This is a genomic window from Brevundimonas sp. Leaf363, assembly GCF_001424025.1.
Classification (GTDB): Bacteria; Pseudomonadota; Alphaproteobacteria; order Caulobacterales; family Caulobacteraceae; genus Brevundimonas.
Genome location: NZ_LMPZ01000002.1, coordinates 758,933 through 776,506 on the forward strand (window position 1 = coordinate 758,933; position 17,574 = coordinate 776,506).

21 protein-coding genes and 1 tRNA gene are annotated in these 17,574 nt (G+C 68.4%); 11 read left to right on the forward strand and 11 right to left on the reverse strand.

What is annotated here, in order from left to right:
• Positions 1-29 precede the first annotated feature (29 nt).
• The 3 genes from ASG17_RS06655 (at position 30) to ASG17_RS06665 (ending at position 2,330) form a co-directional block, all read left to right on the forward strand.
• Positions 30-106: transfer RNA gene (locus ASG17_RS06655), tRNA-Lys, on the forward strand.
• 73 nt (positions 107-179) lie between these two features.
• Positions 180-1,709, forward strand: coding sequence for a hypothetical protein (locus tag ASG17_RS06660; protein WP_162238775.1), 1,530 nt, complete (start codon positions 180-182; stop codon positions 1,707-1,709).
• A gap of 69 nt (positions 1,710-1,778) precedes the next feature.
• A complete protein-coding gene (locus ASG17_RS06665) occupies positions 1,779-2,330 on the forward strand; it encodes a hypothetical protein (protein WP_056100866.1) in 552 nt (183 codons plus the stop codon).
• Here ASG17_RS06665 and ASG17_RS06670 read toward each other — a convergent pair.
• The 4 genes from ASG17_RS06670 to ASG17_RS06685 all read right to left on the reverse strand — a co-directional run bounded on the left by ASG17_RS06670 (position 2,327) and on the right by ASG17_RS06685 (position 5,906).
• A complete protein-coding gene (locus ASG17_RS06670; RefSeq protein WP_056100868.1) occupies positions 2,327-2,620 on the reverse strand; it encodes a hypothetical protein in 294 nt (97 codons plus the stop codon). The two genes, ASG17_RS06665 and ASG17_RS06670, sit on opposite strands and share 4 nt — an antisense overlap.
• 1 nt (position 2,621) lies before the next feature.
• Positions 2,622-3,734, reverse strand: a complete 1,113-nt coding sequence (tgt, locus tag ASG17_RS06675; protein ID WP_056100871.1) for a tRNA guanosine(34) transglycosylase Tgt — start codon at positions 3,732-3,734, stop codon at positions 2,622-2,624.
• A gap of 237 nt (positions 3,735-3,971) precedes the next feature.
• The gene (queA, locus tag ASG17_RS06680) at positions 3,972-5,222 is read right to left on the reverse strand and encodes a tRNA preQ1(34) S-adenosylmethionine ribosyltransferase-isomerase QueA (protein WP_056100874.1); all 1,251 of its coding nucleotides are present in this window, start codon (positions 5,220-5,222) and stop codon (positions 3,972-3,974) included.
• Between the two features lie 201 nt (positions 5,223-5,423).
• Positions 5,424-5,906, reverse strand: coding sequence for a peptide-methionine (S)-S-oxide reductase (locus ASG17_RS06685; RefSeq protein WP_056100877.1), 483 nt, complete (start codon positions 5,904-5,906; stop codon positions 5,424-5,426).
• A gap of 72 nt (positions 5,907-5,978) precedes the next feature.
• Between ASG17_RS06685 and ASG17_RS06690 the strand changes: the two genes are divergently transcribed.
• The 4 genes from ASG17_RS06690 to ASG17_RS06705 all read left to right on the forward strand — a co-directional run bounded on the left by ASG17_RS06690 (position 5,979) and on the right by ASG17_RS06705 (position 9,587).
• The gene (locus tag ASG17_RS06690; protein ID WP_056100880.1) at positions 5,979-6,464 is read left to right on the forward strand and encodes a hypothetical protein; all 486 of its coding nucleotides are present in this window, start codon (positions 5,979-5,981) and stop codon (positions 6,462-6,464) included.
• Positions 6,465-6,754: 290 nt separating this feature from the next.
• Positions 6,755-8,440, forward strand: a complete 1,686-nt coding sequence (locus ASG17_RS06695; protein WP_056100883.1) for a lysine--tRNA ligase — start codon at positions 6,755-6,757, stop codon at positions 8,438-8,440.
• Positions 8,441-8,587: 147 nt separating this feature from the next.
• Entirely contained in the window at positions 8,588-8,977 is a 390-nt protein-coding gene (locus ASG17_RS06700) for an SH3 domain-containing protein (RefSeq protein ID WP_056100885.1), read from the forward strand.
• Positions 8,978-9,116: 139 nt separating this feature from the next.
• On the forward strand, positions 9,117-9,587 hold the full coding sequence (locus ASG17_RS06705; protein WP_056100887.1) for an SH3 domain-containing protein: 471 nt from the start codon (positions 9,117-9,119) through the stop codon (positions 9,585-9,587).
• Positions 9,588-9,865: 278 nt separating this feature from the next.
• Here the strand turns inward: ASG17_RS06705 and ASG17_RS06710 are convergent, their stop codons facing one another.
• The 6 genes from ASG17_RS06710 to ASG17_RS06735 all read right to left on the reverse strand — a co-directional run bounded on the left by ASG17_RS06710 (position 9,866) and on the right by ASG17_RS06735 (position 12,741).
• Positions 9,866-10,501 (reverse strand): helix-turn-helix transcriptional regulator, encoded by a 636-nt coding sequence (locus ASG17_RS06710; RefSeq protein WP_056100889.1) that lies wholly within the window; start codon positions 10,499-10,501, stop codon positions 9,866-9,868.
• 64 nt (positions 10,502-10,565) lie between these two features.
• Positions 10,566-10,994 carry a hypothetical protein gene (locus tag ASG17_RS06715; RefSeq protein WP_056100892.1) on the reverse strand — a complete coding sequence of 143 codons (429 nt, stop codon included), beginning with the start codon at positions 10,992-10,994 and terminating at the stop codon, positions 10,566-10,568.
• A gap of 105 nt (positions 10,995-11,099) precedes the next feature.
• Positions 11,100-11,444 carry a hypothetical protein gene (locus ASG17_RS06720; RefSeq protein WP_056100895.1) on the reverse strand — a complete coding sequence of 115 codons (345 nt, stop codon included), beginning with the start codon at positions 11,442-11,444 and terminating at the stop codon, positions 11,100-11,102.
• A gap of 84 nt (positions 11,445-11,528) precedes the next feature.
• Positions 11,529-11,882, reverse strand: a complete 354-nt coding sequence (locus tag ASG17_RS06725; protein ID WP_056100897.1) for a hypothetical protein — start codon at positions 11,880-11,882, stop codon at positions 11,529-11,531.
• A gap of 20 nt (positions 11,883-11,902) precedes the next feature.
• The gene (locus ASG17_RS06730) at positions 11,903-12,298 is read right to left on the reverse strand and encodes a PaaI family thioesterase (protein WP_056100900.1); all 396 of its coding nucleotides are present in this window, start codon (positions 12,296-12,298) and stop codon (positions 11,903-11,905) included.
• Positions 12,295-12,741: a PaaI family thioesterase gene (locus ASG17_RS06735; RefSeq protein WP_056100902.1), complete on the reverse strand. Its 447-nt coding sequence runs from the start codon at positions 12,739-12,741 to the stop codon at positions 12,295-12,297. The genes ASG17_RS06730 and ASG17_RS06735 overlap by 4 nt, the downstream gene beginning before the upstream one ends.
• 195 nt (positions 12,742-12,936) lie before the next feature.
• On the opposite strand from ASG17_RS06735, the gene ASG17_RS06740 reads away from it, so the two are divergent.
• On the forward strand, positions 12,937-13,959 hold the full coding sequence (locus tag ASG17_RS06740; RefSeq protein WP_056100905.1) for a ligase-associated DNA damage response exonuclease: 1,023 nt from the start codon (positions 12,937-12,939) through the stop codon (positions 13,957-13,959).
• Here ASG17_RS06740 and ASG17_RS06745 read toward each other — a convergent pair.
• Entirely contained in the window at positions 13,956-15,575 is a 1,620-nt protein-coding gene (locus ASG17_RS06745; protein WP_056100909.1) for a response regulator, read from the reverse strand. The two genes, ASG17_RS06740 and ASG17_RS06745, sit on opposite strands and share 4 nt — an antisense overlap.
• Before the next feature lie 225 nt (positions 15,576-15,800).
• On the opposite strand from ASG17_RS06745, the gene queC reads away from it, so the two are divergent.
• From queC to ASG17_RS06760, 3 genes are read left to right on the forward strand one after another with little or no spacing between them, the layout of a single operon-like run.
• Positions 15,801-16,517: a 7-cyano-7-deazaguanine synthase QueC gene (gene queC / locus ASG17_RS06750; RefSeq protein WP_056100912.1), complete on the forward strand. Its 717-nt coding sequence runs from the start codon at positions 15,801-15,803 to the stop codon at positions 16,515-16,517.
• Complete coding sequence (gene queE / locus ASG17_RS06755) at positions 16,514-17,149, forward strand: 7-carboxy-7-deazaguanine synthase (RefSeq protein WP_056103209.1); 636 nt, start codon at positions 16,514-16,516, stop codon at positions 17,147-17,149. The genes queC and queE overlap by 4 nt, the downstream gene beginning before the upstream one ends.
• Positions 17,149-17,514, forward strand: a complete 366-nt coding sequence (locus ASG17_RS06760; RefSeq protein ID WP_056100915.1) for a 6-carboxytetrahydropterin synthase — start codon at positions 17,149-17,151, stop codon at positions 17,512-17,514. Before queE ends, ASG17_RS06760 begins: the two co-directional genes overlap by 1 nt.
• Positions 17,515-17,574 lie beyond the last annotated feature (60 nt).

Sequence of the window (17,574 nt, forward strand, 5' to 3'; positions counted from 1 at the left end):
GGGATGACAAACCCCGCCCCGCGCGTGATGCGTCCTTAGCTCAGTTGGTTAGAGCATCTGACTTTTAATCAGAGGGTCCTCGGTTCGAGCCCGAGAGGACGTACCACGCGGCCTTGCAACGCCGCGCTTGATCGCCGCATCGCTGCAACCCTGACTGGCGGCCGGCCCTGGGGATTTGCATGACGGAAGAACGGGACTCGGGGCGGATGAGGGCGATCGGCCTTCAGCGAGGCCGCCGGCTTTTCGTCCGACTTCTGCACGACGGGCGCGCTGTCGAGGACAGCGCCATTCTTCGCGTCATCCTGACGGTCAAAGGCAAGGCGACGATCAAGCCGGGCGTGGTGTCGAGCCGCCGAGCGCTGAAGGACGCTGAGACCGCCGTCCGCGCCGAGGCCAAGGGGACGCCGTGGCGTCGCCTGGACTTCGAGTACGAGATTCCAGCAGGACGCGGCGTTCGGGGCGCGGCGGTGAAGGTGCTGCTGGACGGGGCCTATGTCACGGCACCGTTCGCAGACGGCTATTCGCTGGCGACGCGGGTGCCGCAGGATGTGAACGCCTTTCGACGTCACCTCTCGTTTCGGCCCGAACGGCACGTGGACGCCGAGACCGTCTACTGGTCGGCCCTGGACGTTCTGAGCTTCTATGCCCGAGAACCAATCGCGCAGGCTCTGATCCCCTACGTTGTGAACGCCTATGTCATAGGCACCTACAAGGCGATCGAACTGGGACTGGCGGAGAGCGAGACGCGGCGGTTCGCGCCGGACGTGGCGCGGTGGCTGGACCTGCTGGCGCCCTCGCCGTCGATGCGCGACGATCGTAGTCATGCGCGCCAGTCGGTGTTCACGGCCGACTGGCACTATGCGGTGCATATGGGGGACGATGCGCTGCTTGACCGCGCGCTGGCGGGCGTGGCGGCGGCGAACGACGGGTCGTCCGAGCACCGGCTGACCATTGCTTATAACGCCTGCAAGAGCCTGATCCTGTTGGGCCTGCTGCGATCGGTGCAGGGGCGGCGGTCGGCTACGGCGGCCTTCATGCAGGTGTATCAGACCTTCCAGGCGGCGGTGGCCAGCGGGACGACCAACCCGGTCTGGTTCAAGGAGCTGAGGACACCCTTCGAGTGCAGCCTGCTGGCCCTGAATGCAATGACGGCCCTGAAGAGCGGCCCTATTCCAGGATCGATGGCGAGGACCGTCGCGCGCCTTGCGCCGCGCGTTCACACGCCGGAGTTCGAGGGCCGCCTGCTGGCGCTGATCGAGCGGCGCCTAGCAGGTCGGGACGAGGCTGGAATACCGGTCACACAGGATCAGATACCAGGCGTCGGTGGAGCCGATGGCGTGGTCCTCGACGGCCCAGCGGCCGTTCTGGCGGACCAGCAGGGCCTCGGTGTGCAGGCCGTCCATGAACTCGGCGTCCTCGCCATTGTAGGTGATCGGCGCGCCGTTGGGCCGCTGGGGCTCCAGCATGACGAAGGCGTGGTCGCCGCTGACCGCGATGTGATTGACCTTGAACTGGAGCCTGCCGCCGACCCTGGCCTGAACGATCGGGCGGACGGCGTCCATCAGGGCGCGGCGCTCGGGCGAGCCGGGGGCGGGAGCGTGGACCTGAGCCAGGGCGGCGCCGGCGACGCTGACGGTCATGGCGGCGGCGGTGAGGCCGGCGAACAGTTTGCGCATCAAGGACTTCCCCTCCCAAGGAATGATGGCTGACAGACCACCCGGCTGCGGGGCGGTCAATGGGCCTTCACCGGGACACGCGGGCGTGCTGGATAGGTGCCCATGCGTCTTCTCATCTTTCTCGCGCCCCTTTGCCTGCTCGCCGCGTGCAACGCCGGGCGGTCGGCTGCAGACGGCGCGGGGCAATTCGGTCGGGGGCTGGGGGCCGCGGCGACCGCGCCGCTGGACGACCTGAATCTGCGGCGGGAGGTGATCCCGATCGTGCTGCTGCAGGCCGAGGGCAATCCCTATGACCGGCGCAATCTGAACCAGTGCTCGACCATCGGGGCCGAGGTGGCGCGGCTGGACCAGGCGCTGGGGCCGGATACGGATGCGGCGCCGCACGGCGACGGCAGCTATCTGAGCGAACGGGCGGCGGATGCGGCGGCCCAGGCCGCGCTGGCGGCGGTGCGGGACGCCACGACCGACTTCATCCCGGGGCGCAGCTGGGTGCGGCGGCTGACCGGGGCGGAGCAGCACAGCCGCCATGTGCAGCGGGCCATCCAGGCGGGCCGGGTGCGCCGGGCCTATCTGAAGGGGCTGGGCATCAACGCCAACTGTGCGCCGCCGGCGTCGCCCGCCTGGTTCAGGCCGAGGGGGCGCTCGCAACGCTAGCGGCGCCGGTCGCTACGGTCGCCGCGGACATGGACCACGCCGTCCTTGGCGAAGGCCTGAAACGACGGCTTGTCGATGTTGCGGAACTCGCCGGTGCGGTCCCAATCCCAGTCGAACGAGATGCGCTCGCCCTTGTGCGCGAACTTGCCGGACCAGTGGGCGAAGAAGGAATATTTGTCGCCGCCGATGATGATGACGTGCCGGTGGAGGGCCGTCTCGTTGCCGTCCGGGCGGGGCGGTTCCTCGAGGTAGGTGTTGTAGGCGTGGAAGCCTGATTTCTCGATGCGCATGTCAGTTGGACGTGTGGCGGGCGTGGAATTCGCGGCGGAAGGCTTCAAACGTGTCGGCGCTGATGGCGTCGCGCATGGCGGCGGTCAGGGCCTGATAGAAGGCGATGTTGTGCCAGGAGATCAGCACCTTGCCGAGGATTTCGTCGGTGCGAACCAGGTGGTGCAGGTAGGCCTTTGAATAGAGGGACGACGCCGGGCAGGCGATGTCGGCGTCCAGCGGATCCTGGTCCTCGGCGAAGCGGGCGTTCTTCAAATTGATCGGCCCGTCCCAGGTCCAGGCCTGGCCGTGGCGGCCGGCGCGGGTGGGCAGGACGCAGTCGAACATGTCGACGCCGCGATACACCGCCTCGACCAGATCGATCGGCTTGCCAACCCCCATCAGATAGCGCGGCCGGTCTGCGGGCAGCATGGAGGGAGCGTAGTCCAGAACCTCGCACATCGCCTGGTGACCCTCGCCCACGGCCAGGCCGCCGATGGCGTAGCCGTCGAAGCCGATCTCGATCAGGCGGTCGGCGGATTCGCGGCGCAGGTTTTCAAAGGTGGAGCCCTGCTGGATGCCGAACAGGGCCTGCGCATCCCGCGTGCCGAACGCGTCCTTGGACCGTTTGGCCCAGCGCGCGGACAGCTCCATGCTCTTGCGGGCGCGCGGCTCCTCGGCGGGCCAGGCGACGCATTCGTCCAGCTGCATGACGATGTCCGAGCCGATGGCGTCGGCCTGGATCTGGATCGACCGTTCGGGCGTCAGGACGTGCTTGGAGCCGTCGACATGGCTGGAGAAGGTGACGGCCTCCTCGGTCAGCTTGGAGATGCCCGACAGGCTCATGACCTGGAAGCCGCCGGAGTCGGTCAGGATGGGTTTGTCCCATCCCATGAACCTGTGAAGGCCGCCGAGGCGCTGCATCCGTTCCGGGCCGGGGCGCAGCATCAGGTGGTAGGTGTTGCCCAGGATGATGTCGGCGCCGGTCGCCGCCACCTGATCCACCGTCAGCGCCTTGACCGTCGCGGCGGTGCCGACCGGCATGAAGGCGGGCGTACGTATGTCGCCCCGCGCGGTCTTGAGCACCCCGGTGCGGGCGCGGCCTTCCGTGGCGGTGATGTCGAAGGGCAGGGGCAAGGCGAACTCGATAAATGCAGTGCGAAGGGTCCGATCCGTCCGATCCGTCCGATCCGTCCAAAGCGTCCGATCCGTTCGATCCGTCCATCCGAACCGTCCAGTGCGTGCCGGCGGCGGGTGTGGACGGTGCGAGGCGACGCCGTCGCGCGGACAGCGGCATCGGTGATTATGGCACGGTTTCAGGGACCGTCAGGAAGATCGCTGCAGACATCAACGAAAAGGTGAATATTCAACGACTTACAGCGCGTCGATAGGAAGGCTGGCGCGACTGTCCGGCTCGTGACGAAACAGCAGGCTGCCGTCGCCGTAGGAATAGAAGCGGTATCCTGCCTCGATCGCGTGGGCGTAGGCGGTGCGCATCGTCTCCAGCCCGGCGAAGGCGCTGACCAGCATGAACAAGGTCGATTTCGGCAGGTGGAAGTTGGTCATCAGCACGTCCACGGCGCGGAAGCGGTATCCGGGCGTGATGAAGATGGCGGTGTCGCCGTGGAAGGGGCGGACGACGCCGTCCTCGGCGGTGGCGCTTTCCAGCAGGCGCAGGGAGGTGGTGCCGATGCAGACGATGCGGCCGCCGCGCGCGTGGACGGCGTTGAGCGCGTCGGCGGTCTCGGCGGAGACCTCGCCCCATTCGGAGTGCATCTTGTGATCCGCCGTGTCGTCGGCCTTGACCGGCAGGAAGGTGCCGGCGCCGACGTGCAGGGTGACGGCGTGGGTCGAAACGCCGCGCGCGGCCAGCGCCTCCAGCAAGGCGGGGGTGAAGTGCAGGCCGGCGGTGGGGGCGGCGACCGATCCGTCATGCTGGGCGAAGACGGTCTGATAGTCCGAGCGGTCGCGGTCGTCCTCGGGGCGCTTGGCGGCGATGTAGGGCGGCAGGGGCATGACGCCGACGTCGCGGATGGCCGCGTCCAGGGCGGGGCCGCCGAGGTCGAAGCGCAGGGTGATCAGGCCGTCGTCGGCCTTGGATAGGATGGTGGCCGAAAGCCTTCTCCCATCGGGGGAGACGGTGTCATGCGCAGCATGACGGATGAGGGGGTGGTCGGCGTCAGGCTGGTCGGCGGTTGTGTCGGCGGCCGGCGTCCCCCTCATCCGAGCGGCTCCGCCGCCCACCTTCTTCCCCGAGGGGAGAAGGAAGCGGACACGATCCCCAGCTTTCAGCCGCTTGCCCGGCTTCATGAAGGCGCTCCAGACGTCGGGCGCGTCGCGGTGATGCAGGGTGGCCTCGACGGCGACCGACAGGGTCTCACCCTCGGCGCCCCCGGTCACAGGGTTGGGGCGCTCGCGCACGCCCGACAGGCGGGCGGGGATGACGCGGGTGTCGTTGAAGACCAGGGCGTCGCCTGGCTGGAGGAAGTCCGGCAGATCGCGGATCACGTGGTCGCCCAGGGCGCCGCCCCGGACGACCAGCAGGCGCGCGGAATCGCGTGGCTCGGCAGGGCGCAGCGCGATGCGGTCCTCGGGCAGATGGAAGTCGAAATCGGCCGTCTTCATGGGGCGGGGGTAGGCGCATGGCGCGGCGTGGGGGTCAAGGTCTTGATCCTCCACCGTGCAGCGAAGCGAAACGGGGGAGGGGGACCGCTTGCGGTGGAGGGGGCGGAAGCGGGTGCTGCCTTGGTCCGAGGTGGCATGGATGTTCTCGCCCCCTCCACCACTTCGTGGTCCCCCTCCCCCGCCCAAGAGCGGGGGAGGATCTCAGGTCTCGCGCCCGAACCGTTCGCGCAGTTTCGCTAGCTTTGGCGCGATGTAGGTCCGGCAGAAGGGGCGGTCGGCGTCGGTGGCGTAGTAGTTCTGGAAGCGCGCGTCGGACGGCTTGAAGGCGATCAGCGGCAGGACGCGGGTGACCAGCGGCGGGTCGAAAGCGGGGCGCTGGGCGTCGAGGGCGGCCTGGACGGCGGGCGTGTCGGCGGGGTCGGAAACATAGACGGCGCTCCGGTACTTGCCGCGCATCGTGTGGTCGGACGTGGCGGAGTGGGTCAGCAGGTGGGCCTCGATCAGCACCTCCAGCGGCAGGACGGCGGGATCGAAGGTCACCCGCGCGGCCTCGGACCAGGTGTCGTCCGGCGGGGCGGAGCGGATGAAGCCCTGCTCGACGGTCTCGACCGAGCGAAAGGCCTGGAACACGGCCTCTGTGCACCAGTGACAGCCGCCGCCGAAGCCGAGGGTGATGAGAGGCATGAACCGCAGGTGGGAGCGCGGGCGGCTCGTGCAAGTCGCTGAACCAAGCCTGAGGCGCGGTGTTCGGTATGCATGACTCTGCATCGTTCCGACCTGACCCGTTTCCTGCCCTCCATCCTGATCGGCGCAGTCGCCAGCGCGCGGTCGATGACGCCGATGTTCGCCATTGCGGCGGCCCGGATGGCGGGGCGGGAGACGCCGTCTCGGCCGTGGCTGCTGGATCATCCGGTCATCAAGGCGGGCGCGCTGGCCATGGGGCCGGGCGAGCTGCTGGGCGACAAGATGAAGACGGCGCCGGACCGGACGGTGGCGCTGGGCTTGCTGGCGCGGGTGATGAGCGCGGGGATCGCCGGCGCGGCCCTGGCGCCGAAGGGGCGCGGCCGGACGGGTGCGGCGCTGGCGATCCTGACCGCCGTGCCGCTGGCCTATCTGACGCTGAAGGGCCGCAAGGCGGCGATGCGCCGGATCGGCCAGACCAAGAGCGGTCTGATCGAGGACGCCCTGATCACCTCGGCCGGCGCGGCGGTGGTGGCGATGGGGACGCGGCGGGGGCGGTAGGAGCCACCATTGACGGTGGAGCGCTGATGGCTTCAGTCTGACGCCATGTCGTCATCGGCCCGCACCTCTTCCGATTTCTTCGTCGAGGACGTGCCAGCCGCTCCTCCTGGGGACATTCGCTGTGTGTCGGACTGTTCGAACCCATTGCCTCATCTTGAGGCGGCAGTGGTCGTCGCGCCTGTATTGGGAGCTGCATTGGCGCTCTCGATCCTCGTTGGCCGCTTTGCTTGGATGAGAGCGACGCGCGCGGCGCGTTGACCGCAGCGCCTGCAGGCGGCAAAGCCCCCGCCATGCTGCAAGACCTCGAGACACTCGCCCGCGACGCGCGTTCCTGGCCGTTTGAACAGGCCCGCATTCTGCTCACGCATGTGCTGAAGAAGCGGCTTTCGGACGGTGAGCGGGATGCGGCAAGGCTTCTGATCGACGCGGGCAAGGCGGACGAGGCGCTGGCGGCGTTCGAGGCGTTGTCGCGGCCGGTGGTGCTGGAGACCGGCTATGGACCGTCCGGCCTGCCGCATATGGGCACGTTCGGCGAGGTGGCGCGCACGACCATGGTGCGTCAGGCGTTCCGCGCGCTGACCGGCGACCACTGGGCGACGCGGCTGATCGCATTCAGCGACGACATGGACGGCTTGCGAAAGGTGCCGGAGGGGGTGCCGAACCCGGAAATGCTGCGGGAAGACCTGCATCTGCCGCTGACGAAGGTGCGCGATCCGTTCGGGACGCACGAAAGCTTCGGGGCGCACAACAATGCGCGGCTGCAGGCGTTTCTGGACAGCTTCGGCTTCGACTACGAGTTCATGAGCTCGACGGCCACGTATCGGTCCGGGCGGTTCGACGCGACGCTGCTGACGCTGCTGGAGCGATACGACGCTGTCATGGCGATCATGTTGCCGACGCTGGGCGAGGAGCGGCGGGCGACCTACTCGCCCTTCCTGCCGATCAGCCCGATCACCGGCCATGTGCTGCAGGTGCCGACGCTGGAGCGGAACGTGGAGACGGGCACGATCGTCTTCGATGATCCGGCGGGCGGACGCACCGAGGTTCCGGTCACGGGCGGCCATGTAAAGCTGCAGTGGAAGCCGGACTGGGCCATGCGCTGGACCGCGCTGGACGTTGATTACGAGATGTCGGGCAAGGACCTGATCGAGAGCGTGCGCGAGAGCGGCAAGATCTGTCGGGCGCTGGGCGGCGTGGCGCCGGAGGGCTTCAACTACGAACTGTTCCTCGACATCGAGGGCAAGAAGATCTCCAAGTCCAAGGGCAACGGCCTGACGATGGACGAGTGGCTGCGGTACGGCACGCCCGAGAGCCTGAGCTGGTACATGTTCGGCTCGCCCAAGTCGGCCAAGAGCCTGCACTTCAACGTCATCCCGCGCGCCATCGACGATTATCTGAGCTTCATCGACCAGTACCGGACGCAGGAGCCGGCCAAGCGGATCGACAACGCTGTGTGGTCGATCCACGCGGGAAGTCCGCCCGAGGTGGCCAGCCCCGTGTCGTTCAGCCTGCTACTAAACCTGGTGGGCGTGGCGAACGCCTCGTCGAAGGATCAGCTGTGGGCGTACTTTGCGCGGTATCTGCCGGGCGCGAAGGCCGACAGCGAGCCGACGCTGGATCGGCTGATGGGCCATGCGCTGAACTACTACGAGGACTTCGTGAAGCCGTCCAAGTCGTACCGCCTGCCCAGCGAGCAGGAGCGGGCGGCTCTGCTGGACCTGGCAGGGCGGCTGAAGGCGCTGCCGGCGGACACGGTGGACGGCGAGTTGATCCAGGGCGAGGTCTATGCGGTGGGCAAGGAGCATGCGTTCGAGCCGCTGCGGGCGTGGTTCGGGGCGCTGTACGAGGTGCTGCTGGGCGCGTCGCAGGGGCCGCGCTTCGGCTCGTTCGCCGCGATCTACGGTCTGCCGCAGACGATCGAACTGATCGAGGCGGGGGCGAACGGACAGCTGGCGCCGGCGGCTAATATTTCGTGACTGAAATACTGCAGTAACGTGCGGTAATACTGAAGGTCTTTTCGCCTTATATTATCTTGTTGGTGAACGAAAGCAGACACGCGGCATTGGTTTTGCTTCAGACGCGCCCCGGTATTGATCGCCGGGTCGGCAGCAAAGGAGAAAACCATGTCGAAGTCGAATATCCGCCAGACCCTGAAGATGGCGGCGCTGGGCCTGATCGTCGCCGGGGCGCCCATGGCGGCCCTGGCCCAGGGTCAGGATCACGGTCAGCCGAACCGCCCCGGCCAGGAACAGTCGCGCCGCGACAGCCAGCGCCAGCCGGACCGCCAGCAACAGTCGCACGGCCCGCAACGCAACGACCGCCACGAGGCCAACCGGTCGAACCGTTACCGCGTGGTCGCCACGGTGAATCTGCGCAGCGGACCCGGCACGGGCTTCCGGCGCCTCGGCCAGCTGTATGCGGGCCGCACCATCACGGTGGATCGCGTTCAGCCCGGCTGGCTGCACATCGCGGGTCAGGGCTGGATCAGCGCCGGCTTCGCCCGCCGCGCCTGAGGCTGAAAGGCCGCGTCCGCAGGGGCGCGGCCGGCCCTTGCGCAAGATGAACGGAATATAACGTCGCGGCTCCGGGAGCCTTCAGGCAGGTCCGCGCATTCTTCGCCCCATCGACCAACTCGATAACAGGAGATGAGCCATGTCGAAGTCCATCAATTCCGCCTTTGCGGTCGCCGCCGCTCTGGCGACCCTGGTCACCGCCGCGCCGATGGCGGCCAATGCTCAAGCCAACGGCGTGACCAACTGTGACGCCCCGGGCGGGCGCCAGCGTGCCGGCGCCCTGATCGGCGCGGTTCTGGGCGGCGTCGTCGGGTCGAACCTGGCGCGCAACGAGCGTACGGCCGGCACCATCGTCGGCGCGGGCGCCGGCGCCGCCGCCGGATCGTACATCGGCTGCAACCAGCAGCGCGCCCGTGCGGCCTCGGTCTCTTCGGGCGGCGCCTACCGCGCCACGGCCAATCTGAACGTCCGTTCGGGCCCGGGCACCGGCTATCGCACCGTGTCGCGCCTGTCGGCCGGCCAGCCCTTCAGCGCCGTGAGCTCGCAGGGCGAGTGGGTCCAGATCGCCGGCGGCGGTTGGGTCAACGCCAACTATGTTGCTGCGAACTGATCAGTGGCGCCGGGGTTCGCCCCGGCAGGGTTCGCGGGTCACCGCTTGAGCCAAGAAGGCCCCGTCCGGTTAACTGGGCGGGGCTTTCCTTATGCGGCTACCCTCTCCTAGAGGGAGAGGGCTTGAGGCTCGCAGAGCGAAGCGATGCGCCAAGCCGAAAGGGTGAGGGGTTGCGCCTTGTCCGGTGAGGTCTGACCCCTCACCCTTTCGCGCAAGGACTGATCGCTACACTCTCAGGCGCTCAAGCCCTCTCCCTCTGGGAGAGGCAGCGGCCAATCTTACTGGCTGACCCACTGGATCCGCGCCAACCAGTCGATGTCGCGGCGGGGCAGGGTGCGCGGCGGGTAGGCGGGGTTGATCGAGCCGAGGGTGGCGGCGCGGGCGGTCAGGGACAGCAGCTCCTTGGCCACCGTCTCGCCGCCGGTGGTGCAGACGACGACGCGATCGCCCCGGCGCGGCTCGGGCCCCTCGCGGTCGACCAGCACGCGGTCGCCCTCGCGATAGAGCGGCGCCATGGAGTCGCCCTGGATCGTCAGGCCGAACAGGCCGGGCGTCGGGGCCGGCAGGTCGACGGCGTCCCACCCGTCGCCGGTTGGAAAACCCGAGGCGTCGAAGAAGCCGTCCAGCCCTGCCTGCGCCAGACCCAGCATGGGGACGCTGCGCTTTGGCCGCGGCGCGTCCTCGGCCAGTTCGGCGAACTCGGCCAACGACAGGCCGGTGACTTCCAGAACGCGCGTCAGGCTCTCGGTCGAGGGCCAGCGTGGGCGCGGAGGATCGCCGGGGCCGAACCGCTTGGACGGATTGAACGCCGTGGCGTCCAGGCCCGCGCGCTTGGCCAGGCCTGACGCGGACAGTCCCTCTCGACGCGCGGCGGCGTCGAGTGCTTTCCACAGGCGGGGGTGGGTGAGGGGCAAGGAGAAAAAGCCGCGTTGATTCGCGACGAAGGTATCAGGCTAGGAATAAATTCTCCAGGCTCGCCTATTCCAGGCCCGCCGCCTTGCGTTCTTGCCAGGCGTAGAAGGTGCCGACCGCGATGGCGACGAGGATGCCGTAGCCGGCCAGATTGATGACGGTGAAGAACGACTGCATCGGCGGACGGATGTCGAGCATCAGCATGATGTGCGTCATCACAGACAGGGCCTGAAGACCGCAGGCCCAGACAGGCCAGTTGCGCCGGGATTTCCAGACCAGGGCGCCGAAAACGATCAGGCAGATCGTATCAATGGCGAACATCCCCCATTGGACGCCGTACAGCTGGCCATCCCGCTGGACCAGCAGGGACGCAAACCAGCCGAGCAGAACCGTGCCCGCGCCGACGCGCTCGGGCTCATCGCCTTTCACGAAGGCGAACACGCCGATCAACACGACGAAGACGGCGCCGATCTGCGCTGGGAGGGTGTCGAACATGAAATCGCCCCCGGATCTCAACGATCCGAGGGCGAACATGCAACGAGTCTGACCAATCAGGAACGTGCGCTAGCGCACGTTACCGAGAATTCACGGTCTGCGACTTCAGGCGATGCGCAGACGGGCGACTTTGGACTCTTCCGTGGTGACGCCATCGTCCGGCTTGTTGACGGGACCGATGGCGTAGGTGCCCCAGCCCATCTTGCGATGGTCCTTCTGCATTTCGTTGTGGCAGGCGACGATGGCCTCGCGCGCGACGCCCAGAGCGGCCAGCGCTTCCATGGCCTTGGCCTGCGAACCGGTGCCGGCGACGGCCGACACGTTCAGGGCGGTGCGGCCGCTGATCATGGACTGGATAAGGGTGGCGGCCTGGGTGATGGCCGCGTCGACCGCGACTTCGGTGGCGTAGAGATCGCTGGCGACGCCGGCGACGATTTCAGTCCGTTCCATGGAAAGCCCTCTCCAACAAATGGTGAAGAAAGCGTTAACACGAGAGCGCGGACTCGAACAGCGGATTTGCGAGCGCTACCTCTCCTACAACGCGAATGTGGTTGAGCGCTTCGCCTGAGCTTCCCGACCGTGCGGTGGATCGTCGTCAGGCTTGTCGACAGGACCTATCGCGAGCGCGCCGATGCCCAAATCGTGGGCCACCGCTGTGATCGCCGAATGCGCGCGGGCGAGGCGGGTGCGGGCCTCGGTGGCGGCGGCCAGGGCCGCGGCCGCTTCTTCGAAGACGGATTGGCCCAGAGCCGCCGGCACGCCGGCGTCCATCCGGGCCTGGGGCGCCAGGGCGTTGAGCGCGGCCGTCTCGATGATGGCGCGGTCGAGCGCCTGTTCCGCCGCGTCCAGCTGTGCGGCGAGGGTTTCGGCGATGGCCTGCAACGTCATGTCGATCTTCTCGGGGTTGGTCAGTCGCCGTCCAGCAGGAAGTGGGCGGTCAGCGAAGCGATGGGCTGGTCGCGTTCTTCCTGCCAGGCCTCGGCCAGGACGTGGGCGACGCGGCGGCCGGCGCGGTTGATGCGGGCCCGGGCGTAGACGTCGCGCGCGCGGCCGGAGCGCAGATAGGCGACCGTGACGTTGATCGGCCGCGGCAGGCGGACCTGGGGCTGCCACAGGGCGACCTGGGCGATGGCCGTCATCTCCAGCAGGGCCGCCGTCGAGCCGCCGTGCAGGGCCGGGATCATCGGGTTGCCGATCAGCCGGTCGGCGTAGGGCATCACCACGGTCAGTTCATCGCCGGCGATCAGGGTCTGCAGACCCAGGAAGCGGGCATAGGGCAGGCGATCCAGGACGTTTTCGGTCATGCCGCGTCCTTTCTCGGACGGGCCGCGGTCAGGACATAGGCCGCCTGCGCGGCCGCCACCGGATCCTGGGGATCGTCCTCGAAGGCCCAGGCGCGGACGAAGGCGATGGAGGACGTCAGCTTGAAGCAGCGCGCCTCGGCCAGCAGGTCGGTCTTCACACGGGCGGCGCGCATGTAATCGACGCGCAGGTCCAAGGTGGCGATGGGCTGGTAGGTCCCCATCTTCAGCCAGACGGCCAGGCCGCCGACGTGATCCAGCAGGGTGGTGACCAGGCCGCCGGCGATGACGCCGGTGTCGGGATCGCCGACCAGATCGGGGCGCCACGGCACGCGGATGCGCGCGCGGTCGCCGTCCACGCCTTCGAAGGCGAAGCCCAGCGCATGGGTGTGCGAGGCGCCGGAGGCCAGCTGCGGCAGCAGGTCGAGGATGGGCGAATCCGTCATCGGCGGCGAGGTTAGCGTGTTTTGACTGAGCGTCTCTACAGCCCGTCATTCCGGGGCGCTGGCAGAGCGAACCCGGAACCCAGGGGATCATGCCTAACATTGGCGGCGTCCACCCTGGCGCCCTGTCCCCTGGGTCCCGTGTTCTGCTGCGCAGCCCCGGGATGACGAAGTGGCGGGTTCATGCGTTCATGCCGCATGATCCGTTTCGACGACCTGCTGCGGCCCGAGGCGGCCGGTCTGTATTGCCCGCCGGGGGATTTCTACATCGACCCGGTGCGGCCGGTGGACCGGGCGGTGATCACGCACGGGCATGCGGATCATGCGCGAACGGGCCACGGCCATGTGCTGGCCACGCCGCAGACGCTGGCCATCATGGTCGAGCGGTATGGGGCGGACTTCATCGGCGTGCAGCAGCCGTTGCCTTACGGCCAGACCATCGATCACCACGGCGTCGAGATCCGCCTAGTCCCGGCCGGCCATGTGCTGGGGTCGGCCCAGGTGGTGGTGAAGTGGAAGGGCATGACCATGGTGGTGTCCGGCGACTACAAGCGCCGCGCCGACCCGACCTGCGCGCCGTTCGAGCCAGTTGCGTGCGACGTCTTCATTTCCGAGGCCACGTTCGGATTGCCGGTCTTCGTCCACCCGCCGGCCGAGGAAGAGGTGGCGCGGCTGGTGCGGTCCTTGGGCCAGTTTCCAGAGCGGGCGCATCTGGTCGGCGCCTATGCGCTGGGGAAGGCGCAGCGGGTCATCGCCCTGTTGCGGCAGGCCGGCTGGGACCGGCCGATCTATGTGCACGGGGCGCTGGAGAAGCTGAACGCGCTTTATCAACGTGAGGGCGTGGATCTGGGCGAGCTGCGGCCCAGCCGTGACCTGCCGAAGAACTCACTGGGCGGCGAGGTGGCGGTGGCGCCGCCGTCGGCCACCCAGGACCGCTGGGCGCGGCGGTTCGCCGATCCGGTGCCGGCCTTCGCATCGGGCTGGATGGGCGTGAAGGCGCGGGCGCGGCAGCGGGGCGTGGAGCTGCCGCTGGTGATCTCGGATCACGCGGACTGGCAGGAGCTGACGGACACCTTCCTGGAGCTGAAGCCGCAGGAGGTGTGGATCACGCACGGCCGCGAGGAGGGGCTGCTGCGCTGGGCCGAGATCAACGGGCAGAAGGCGCGGGCGCTTCGGCTGGTCGGCTATGAGGAAGAGGACGACGAGGCGGTGGCCGCCTAGGCGACCGCGCGGGCGCTCGCGCTGTCGCCGGCCTCGTCGGACTGGCTGAGGGCCGCGTTCATGGCCATGCGCAGGCGTTCCGGCTTGATCGGCTTTTCGACCACCGCGGCCATGCCGATCGACATGTAGCGCTTGGCGTCGTCGGGGTCGGCGTTGGCGGTCAGGGCGATGATTGGAATGTCGCGGCTGGGGCCGGCCAGGGCGCGGATCGCCTGGGTCGCCTGGACGCCGTCCATGCGCGGCATCTTGATGTCCATCAACACCATGTCGAAGGCGCGCTCGGTGACCGCCTCAAGCGCCTCGACACCGTCCTCGGCCAGTTCGGAGGTGCAGCCGAACATCTCGCAAAGCGCCTGGGCGACCACGCGGTTGGTGGCGTTGTCGTCGACGATCAGGATGTGCGGGCGCGACTGCAGCTGCAGTTCAGCCAGGTCCGAGACATTGGAGGCGGCCTCCGTCGGGATGATGGCGATCGGCGCGGCGAGGTCGAAGGCGAAGGTGGCCCCACGGCCCTGGTTGTTCTCGGCCCAGATGCGGCCGCCCATGCGGTCCACCACCTGCCGGCAGATGGCCAGGCCCAGGCCGGCGCCGTCGCGGCCCGACCCGTGGACGAAGGGTTCGAAGATGTCGCCGGAAGCATCGGCCTGAACCCCCGGGCCGTCGTCGCGAACGCGCGCCTCCATCTGGATCAGGCCGTGTTCGGACCAGGCCTTGAGGCTGGCCTCGACGACGCCGTCGCGGGCGAATTTCAGGGCATTGCCGACCAGATTGTTGAACACCTGACGCAGGCGGGCGCCATCGATCTGGGCCGCCAGTTCGGTGTCGCCTTCGTAGCTGACGTGCAGGGTGACGCCGTTCTCGCCGGCGCGGGCGACCCAGGTGTTCTGGATTTCGTCCATCATGGCGCGCAGCGGTGTGACGCCGGGCGTCAGCTCCAGCTCGCCGGCCTCGGCCTTGGCCAGGTCGACGGCGTCCGACAGGATGCGCAGCAGGCTTTCCGATGAATCGACGATGGTCTGGACGTGCGCCTGGGCGGCGGCGTTCAACGGTTGGCGGCGCAGCAGTTCGGCGACGGCCAGGACGCCGTTCATCGGCGTGCGCAGCTCATGGCTCATGACGCCCAGGAACTGGCTCTTGGCGCGGGCGGCGGCGGCGTTCTGGGCGTCGCTGTCCGACAGGATGCGCAGTTGTTCGGCCAGTTCGTCGTTGCGCAGACGCTGACGCTCGTTGATCGCCTGAAGCATCGAGACCGAGGTGCCGACACCGCGATAGCGGCCCATGTGGGTGACGATGAAGCCGCGCATCATGGAGCCGGCCCCGCCGCGCATCAGCATGTCGCCGAAGACGTCGATCTTGACGCCCGCCTCGACGACCGCAGGCTCGGGGTCCATCAGCAGGGAGATCGGGCGACCGAGCGACTGGGCCGAGCCCATGGCGCCGGCGATCTTGAGCAGGAAGGCGTCGCGCTCGACCAGGCCGACCGGGCGGCCATCCGCTTCCACGACCGGCACGACCAGCACGTCGGGCGCCTGCACGAAACGGGCGAACACCTCCGAGGACGGCGTCGTCGGCAGGACCGGCTCGGCCCGCTGGCTCAGCATTTCGATCGTCGGCATGCGACAAGGAACTCCTGTACCTGTGGACAATGCAGGAAAACCGTTTTCCGATTGGTTAAGCGCGGATCGGGTTTGGTAGCGGTCCCACGCTTTTTGCGGCGGCGGGCTCCACTTCGCGCCTTCGGCGGTTTTGCGCCTTGAGCCGGGCGGGTGTAGAAGGCCGGCAACCAGACATTCCCTGACCCTTTCGCATGCGCGCGGCCCTCGGCCGACCGCAGGTTCATCATGAGCGCTTTCGACCCCTCTCCGCAGACTTCGGCTCTCGTCCTGTTCTCGGGCGGGCAGGACAGCGCGACGTGCCTGGCCTGGGCGCTTCAGCGGTTCGCGCGCGTGGAGACGGTCGGCTTTGACTACGGCCAGCGTCATCGGGTGGAGATGGCGCAGCGGCCCCTGCTGCGGGACGCCATCGCTGGCGCCCTGCCGCATCTGGCCGCGCGGCTGGGCCGGGATCACGTCGTCGACCTGACCGGATACGGCCGCATCGCCGAGAGCGCCCTGACGGCGGACCGCGCCATCGAGATGGACGCGCGCGGCCTGCCGACCACCTTCGTGCCGGGGCGCAACCTGATCTTCCTGACCGCCGCCGCCGCCCTGGCGGATCGGCGTGGGCTGGAAGTGCTGGTCGGCGGCATGTGCGAGACGGATTACTCGGGCTACCCGGACTGTCGGCGCGAGACGCTGGACGCGATGGCGAAGGCGCTGTCGCTGGGGCTGGACAAGCCGGTGATCATCGAGACGCCGCTGATGTGGCTGACGAAGGCCGAGACCTGGGATTTGGCGCAGCGGATCGGCGGCGAGCCGCTGGTCGAGGCGATCATCGAAGACAGCCACACCTGCTATCAGGGCGACCGGTCCCACCGACACGCCTGGGGCTACGGCTGCGGCGAATGCCCGGCGTGCGAATTGCGGGCGGCGGGCTACGTCGGATGGCGGGCGCCATGAGCTACGCCGTGAAAGAGACGTTCCTGACGATTCAGGGCGAGGGCGGTCAGGCCGGGCGTCCGGCGGTCTTTCTGCGCTTTGCCGGATGCAATCTGTGGAGCGGGCGCGAGCAGGACCGGGCGACCGCAGCCTGCGATTTCTGCGACACCGACTTCGTCGGGATGGACGGCGACGGCGGGGGGCGGTTCGCGGATGCCCATGCGCTGGCCGACCACGTCGCGGCGATGTGGCGGGGCGGGGAGGGCGATCCGCGACTGGTCGTGTGCACCGGTGGAGAACCCTTGCTGCAGCTGGATGCGCCTCTGATCGCGGCCCTGAAGGCGCGCGGCTTCGAGATCGCCATAGAGAGCAACGGCACCATCACGGCCCCGGACGGGATCGACTGGATCTGCGTCAGCCCCAAGGGCACGGCGCCGGTGGTGCAGACGTCGGGGCAGGAGCTGAAGCTGGTCTATCCGCAGGCGACGGCGGGGCCTGAACTGTTCGCGGACATGGCGTTCGAGCGCTTCTGGCTGCAGCCCATGGACGGCCCGGACCAGGCGGCCAACACCGCCGCCGCCATAGACTACTGCCTCAACCATCCGAAGTGGCGCCTCAGCGTCCAGACCCACAAATACATCGGCGTGCGTTGATGCTTTTCGAGATCACCAAACAGGCGACGTTCGACGCCGCCCACCACTTCCCGAACGAGCCGGAGGGCAGCATCTATCGCCGCGTCCACGGCCATTCGTTCACCGTGGAGGCGACGGTGCGGGCCGAGACGCTGGACGCCGAGCACGGCTGGGTCGCGGACCTGGGCGCGCTGGACCGCGCGCTGAAGGCGGCGGCCGAGGAGCTGGACCACGGCATGCTGAACGAGAAGCCGGGTCTGGAGCTGCCGAGTCTGGAGCACCTGTGCCTGTGGTTCGTGAACCGGCTGAGGCCCGAGTGGCCGGGCCTGTGCCGGGTTCAGGTGGCGCGGCCGACGATAAACGAGCGGTGCGTGCTGACGCTGTGAGTTTCGCGACCCAAGGCCGTCATCCTCGGACTTGATCCGGGGATCAGCTTGTCCGGTCGG

What these genes read in the sequence shown, in the direction of transcription:
- ASG17_RS06660 (WP_162238775.1), top strand. Translation starts at nt 180, where the DNA reads ATGACGGAAGAACGGGACTCGGGGCGGATGAGGGCGATCGGCCTTCAG.
- ASG17_RS06665 (WP_056100866.1), top strand. Translation starts at nt 1,779, where the DNA reads ATGCGTCTTCTCATCTTTCTCGCGCCCCTTTGCCTGCTCGCCGCGTGC.
- ASG17_RS06670 (WP_056100868.1), bottom strand. Translation starts at nt 2,620, where the DNA reads ATGCGCATCGAGAAATCAGGCTTCCACGCCTACAACACCTACCTCGAG.
- queA (WP_056100874.1), bottom strand. Translation starts at nt 5,222, where the DNA reads ATGAAGACGGCCGATTTCGACTTCCATCTGCCCGAGGACCGCATCGCG.
- ASG17_RS06685 (WP_056100877.1), bottom strand. Translation starts at nt 5,906, where the DNA reads ATGCCTCTCATCACCCTCGGCTTCGGCGGCGGCTGTCACTGGTGCACA.
- ASG17_RS06690 (WP_056100880.1), top strand. Translation starts at nt 5,979, where the DNA reads ATGACTCTGCATCGTTCCGACCTGACCCGTTTCCTGCCCTCCATCCTG.
- ASG17_RS06695 (WP_056100883.1), top strand. Translation starts at nt 6,755, where the DNA reads ATGCTGCAAGACCTCGAGACACTCGCCCGCGACGCGCGTTCCTGGCCG.
- ASG17_RS06700 (WP_056100885.1), top strand. Translation starts at nt 8,588, where the DNA reads ATGTCGAAGTCGAATATCCGCCAGACCCTGAAGATGGCGGCGCTGGGC.
- ASG17_RS06705 (WP_056100887.1), top strand. Translation starts at nt 9,117, where the DNA reads ATGTCGAAGTCCATCAATTCCGCCTTTGCGGTCGCCGCCGCTCTGGCG.
- ASG17_RS06715 (WP_056100892.1), bottom strand. Translation starts at nt 10,994, where the DNA reads ATGTTCGACACCCTCCCAGCGCAGATCGGCGCCGTCTTCGTCGTGTTG.
- ASG17_RS06720 (WP_056100895.1), bottom strand. Translation starts at nt 11,444, where the DNA reads ATGGAACGGACTGAAATCGTCGCCGGCGTCGCCAGCGATCTCTACGCC.
- ASG17_RS06725 (WP_056100897.1), bottom strand. Translation starts at nt 11,882, where the DNA reads ATGACGTTGCAGGCCATCGCCGAAACCCTCGCCGCACAGCTGGACGCG.
- ASG17_RS06730 (WP_056100900.1), bottom strand. Translation starts at nt 12,298, where the DNA reads ATGACCGAAAACGTCCTGGATCGCCTGCCCTATGCCCGCTTCCTGGGT.
- ASG17_RS06735 (WP_056100902.1), bottom strand. Translation starts at nt 12,741, where the DNA reads ATGACGGATTCGCCCATCCTCGACCTGCTGCCGCAGCTGGCCTCCGGC.
- ASG17_RS06740 (WP_056100905.1), top strand. Translation starts at nt 12,937, where the DNA reads ATGATCCGTTTCGACGACCTGCTGCGGCCCGAGGCGGCCGGTCTGTAT.
- ASG17_RS06745 (WP_056100909.1), bottom strand. Translation starts at nt 15,575, where the DNA reads ATGCCGACGATCGAAATGCTGAGCCAGCGGGCCGAGCCGGTCCTGCCG.
- queC (WP_056100912.1), top strand. Translation starts at nt 15,801, where the DNA reads ATGAGCGCTTTCGACCCCTCTCCGCAGACTTCGGCTCTCGTCCTGTTC.
- queE (WP_056103209.1), top strand. Translation starts at nt 16,514, where the DNA reads ATGAGCTACGCCGTGAAAGAGACGTTCCTGACGATTCAGGGCGAGGGC.
- ASG17_RS06760 (WP_056100915.1), top strand. Translation starts at nt 17,149, where the DNA reads ATGCTTTTCGAGATCACCAAACAGGCGACGTTCGACGCCGCCCACCAC.